The organism is Kitasatospora sp. NPDC001539 (genome assembly GCF_040298565.1).
GTDB lineage: Bacteria > Actinomycetota > Actinomycetes > Streptomycetales > Streptomycetaceae > Kitasatospora.
Genome location: NZ_JBEPAK010000437.1, coordinates 1 through 2756, shown reverse-complemented (window position 1 = coordinate 2756; position 2756 = coordinate 1). Strand labels below are relative to the sequence as shown.

The 2756-nt window shown below is 71.9% G+C and carries 2 protein-coding genes; both read right to left on the bottom strand.

What is annotated here, in order from left to right:
• Nucleotides 1–27: 27 nt before the first annotated feature.
• Nucleotides 28–1698, bottom strand: a complete 1671-nt coding sequence (ptsP, locus tag ABT247_RS32970; protein WP_350750205.1) for a phosphoenolpyruvate--protein phosphotransferase — start codon at nt 1696–1698, stop codon at nt 28–30.
• A 104-nt stretch (nt 1699–1802) separates the two neighbouring features.
• A complete protein-coding gene (locus tag ABT247_RS32965) occupies nt 1803–2252 on the bottom strand; it encodes a PTS sugar transporter subunit IIA (RefSeq protein ID WP_350750203.1) in 450 nt (149 codons plus the stop codon).
• Nucleotides 2253–2756 lie beyond the last annotated feature (504 nt).

Below are 2756 nucleotides of genomic sequence, written 5' to 3'. Positions count from 1 at the left end.
GGTGGGGCTCCCCTTCGGCATCCGGGCTCACTCGCCGGAGAGCACCTGCTGCGCCGCGGCCCGCGCGTCCTCGGCGCTGTCCGCCGCCCGCGCCGCCTCAGCGGCCCGGCGGCACTGCGCCAGCGTGTACTTGGCCAGCGTCGTCCGCACGTACGGGATCGAGGCCGACCCCATGGAGAGGCTGGTGACGCCCAGACCGGTCAGCACGACGGCGAGCAGCGGATCGGAGGCCGCCTCACCGCAGACGCCGCAGCTCTTGCCCACGGCCTGCGCCGCCTCGGCGGCCGAGGCGATCAGGTCCAGCAGCGCCGGCTGCCACGGGTCCTGCAGCCGGGCCAGCGCACCGACCTGCCGGTCGGCGGCGAAGGCGTACTGGGCGAGGTCGTTGGTTCCCAGCGACAGGAACTCGACCTCCTGGAGGATCGCCCGGGCGCGCAGCGCGGCCGACGGGATCTCCACCATCGCACCGAACTTGGCATTCAGCCCGGCCTCCCGGCAGGCGGCCGCGAAGTCCTTGGCGTCCTTGCGGTCGGCCACCATCGGGGCCATCACCTCGAGGTGCACCGGCAGGCCCTCGGCCGCCCTGGCGAGCGCCCGCAGCTGGGTCCGCAGCACATCCGGGTGCTCCAGGAGCGTCCGCAGACCGCGCACGCCCAGCGCCGGGTTCGGCTCGTCGGCCGGGGTCAGGAAGTCCAGCGGCTTGTCCGCGCCCGCGTCGAGCACCCGGACCACGACCCGGCCCTCGGGGAAGGCCTCCAGCACCTTGCGGTACGCCTCGACCTGCTTCTCCTCGCCGGGAGCCTTGGCCGAGTCGTCCAGGAACAGGAACTCGGTACGGAACAGGCCGACGCCCTCGGCACCGTTCTCCAGCGCCGCCGGTACGTCCGCCGGGCCGCCGACGTTGGCCAGCAGCGGCACCCGGTGGCCGTCCGAGGTCTGCCCCGGACCGGACGAGGCGGCGAGGGCGGCCTTGCGCTCCGCGGCGATCGCCCGCAGTTCGTCCTGCTTCTCCTGCGACGGGTCGAGCAGCACGTCGCCCGAGCTCCCGTCCACCGCGACGACGGTGCCCTCGGCGACGTCCGTCGCCCCCGGCAGCGCGACCACCGCAGGCACGCCCATCGCCCGGGCGAGGATGGCGCTGTGGCTGGTCGGCCCGCCCTCCTCGGTCACGAAGCCGAGCACCAGGGCCGGGTCCAGCAGCGCGGTGTCGGCCGGCGCCAGGTCCCGCGCGAACAGCACGTACGGCTCGTCGCTGTCCGGAACACCCGGCATCGGCACGCCCAGCAGCCGGGCCACGATGCGGTTGCGGACGTCGTCCAGGTCGGCGACCCGCCCGGCCAGGTACTCCCCGGCGGAGGCGAGCAGCGCGCGGTAGGCGGCGAAGGCGTCGTACACGCCGCGCTCGGCACTGCTGCCGACGGCGATCCGACGGGACACGTCGGCCATCAGCTCCGGGTCCTGCGCCATCAGCGCCTGGGCCTCCAGCACGGCCTGCGCCTCACCGCCGGCCAGGTTGCCGCGCGCGATCAGGTCCGCGGCGACCGCCTCGACGGCGGCCTGGGCGCGCGCCTGCTCGCGCGGGGCGTCCTCGGCCGGGATCTGGGTGGCCGCGGGCTCCAGGACCGCCGTGCCCATGTGCCGCACCTGGCCGATCGCGACCCCGTGGCTGACACCCACGCCGCGCAGTGTCTTCTCCATATGCCTGTCTCCGCTGAGTGGAGCGGCCCCGGCGGGAACCGCTGAGTGACGGGTCGCCCCGTCAACTCCTGCGGGGCGGGTGTTCCGTGTCGGTGATGAAGGGGTCAGCTCCAGTTGAAGAGCTTCTCGCCCGCCTGGGCCTGGCCGTCCTCGCGCAGCTCGCCCAGGGAGTCGGGGGAGGCCTCGAGAGCCACGATCGGCGAGATCGGCGACTTGCCGGCGGCCTCGACGGCGGCCGGGTCCCACCGGATGACGGCCTGGCCGCGCACCACCGTGTCGCCCTTGTTGACGAGAAGTTCGAAGCCCTCGCCGTTCAGCTGCACGGTGTCGATGCCCAGGTGGGTCAGCACGCCGTGCCCGTCGGCGTCCACGACCACGAAGGCGTGCGGGTGCATGGAGACCACGACGCCGTCCACCGGAGCGACCGCCTCGGTGGGCTCGCGAACCGGGTCGATCGCCGTGCCGGGGCCGACCATCGCACCGGAGAACACCGGGTCCGGCACGCCGGCGAGCCCGACGACCTTGCCGGTCAGCGGCGACGTCACAGTGGTCATGGTTGTGCCTCCCAAGTGCGCAATACAGCGAGCGGCCGCGTGGTGCGGCACGCGATCAACTGAAGCCTAAATCATGTCAACTTCGGACATCTGTTGACATTCCTGGGCGAAGACCCACGCCCGCGCCCGCCTGTCGACCGGCGTTCCATCGGCCCGCGACTGGTCTAGTCCTCTTGGTCCGATACGCCGCACTCTACAGGCATCTTGGCGAATCGGGACCATTGCTGTATATGCTCGCGAGAGCAACAAATCATGCCGCCGTCCGGGCGACGTCCGGGTGCGCCCCGATTCGCGCTGCGGCCGCCGACCCGCTAAGGTTGGTCGGGTCGCCGCGACACGGCGGTTAACAGCGGATTTCAGATGCAAAAAGCGCCGGTAAACGGAGCGGAAAACATCTGATAAGCTGGAAACACGAAAGAACGAAGCGCCCGGAGGGCCCGCTGGAAGGCGGCCTGAAGGAAGTGTCCGTTCCTTGAGAACTCAACAGCGTGCCAAAAGTCAACG

What these genes read in the sequence shown, in the direction of transcription:
- ptsP (WP_350750205.1), bottom strand. Translation starts at nt 1,698, where the DNA reads ATGGAGAAGACACTGCGCGGCGTGGGTGTCAGCCACGGGGTCGCGATC.
- ABT247_RS32965 (WP_350750203.1), bottom strand. Translation starts at nt 2,252, where the DNA reads ATGACCACTGTGACGTCGCCGCTGACCGGCAAGGTCGTCGGGCTCGCC.